Origin of the sequence: Psychromonas antarctica, from assembly GCF_022267535.1 — a bacterium.
Lineage (GTDB): Bacteria > Pseudomonadota > Gammaproteobacteria > Enterobacterales > Psychromonadaceae > Psychromonas > Psychromonas antarctica.
Window position 1 is genome coordinate 1 of the sequence record NZ_JAHNZV010000275.1, and the last position, 761, is coordinate 761.

Genomic DNA, 761 nt, shown 5'->3' on the forward strand with positions numbered 1-761 from the left:
GACATTGCTACTGGCTGGTTAGAGTGCATGCCTTTATTACGAAAAAGTGCCAGCGACGTGATTGATGGCTTACAAGTAGCTAGTGACTTACTTCCATTCCCTATGCAGGGAGTAGACACAGATTGTGGTAGTGAGTTTATAAATTATGAATTATTGGACTACTGCGAAGAAAATAATATCACCTTTACAAGAGCAAGAACTCACCGAAAAAATGACCAGGCACATGTGGAAGAAAAAAATGGTTCTGTTGTACGTCGATTGGTTGGTTATGATCGCTACGAAGGTTGGAAAGCCTGGGAAGCTTTGGCAAGGCTATATCGCATAGTCAGGATGTACGTTAATTTCTACCAACCATCACTGAAGTTACTTGAAAAAGAACGTGTTGGGGCTAAGGTATCAAAGAAATATGATGATGCAAAAACACCTTATCAACGCGTTTTACTTTCTGAACATGTTAATCAGTCTACAAAAGAGTCACTTAAGTTAGAGTATGAAAAACTAGATCCGGTTTATTTGTTAGCTCAATTAGAATTACTACAAGATGAATTATGGAAGTACTCATGGGATAAAAAAGGTCATGCTCGAGATGATTATATCGTAACGGATGACGTTATTAAAAAACAATTATCTAAAATACCGCCTGTTATCATTACAGATAGAGTGAATCGTCATTACCATAGAAATGACAAAGTCGACTTCAGAAAATCTCCTCGTACATGGCGAACTCGAAAAGATCCGTTCGAGGATGTTTGGGATGAAAT

General features: G+C 38.0%; 1 protein-coding gene. It reads left to right on the top strand.

The window, feature by feature from the left end; translation table 11 throughout:
- Positions 1-27 precede the first annotated feature (27 nt).
- Positions 28-761 (top strand): integrase catalytic domain-containing protein (locus tag KSO91_RS17455; protein ID WP_238744282.1); only part of this gene is annotated, 734 nt, incomplete at its 3' end.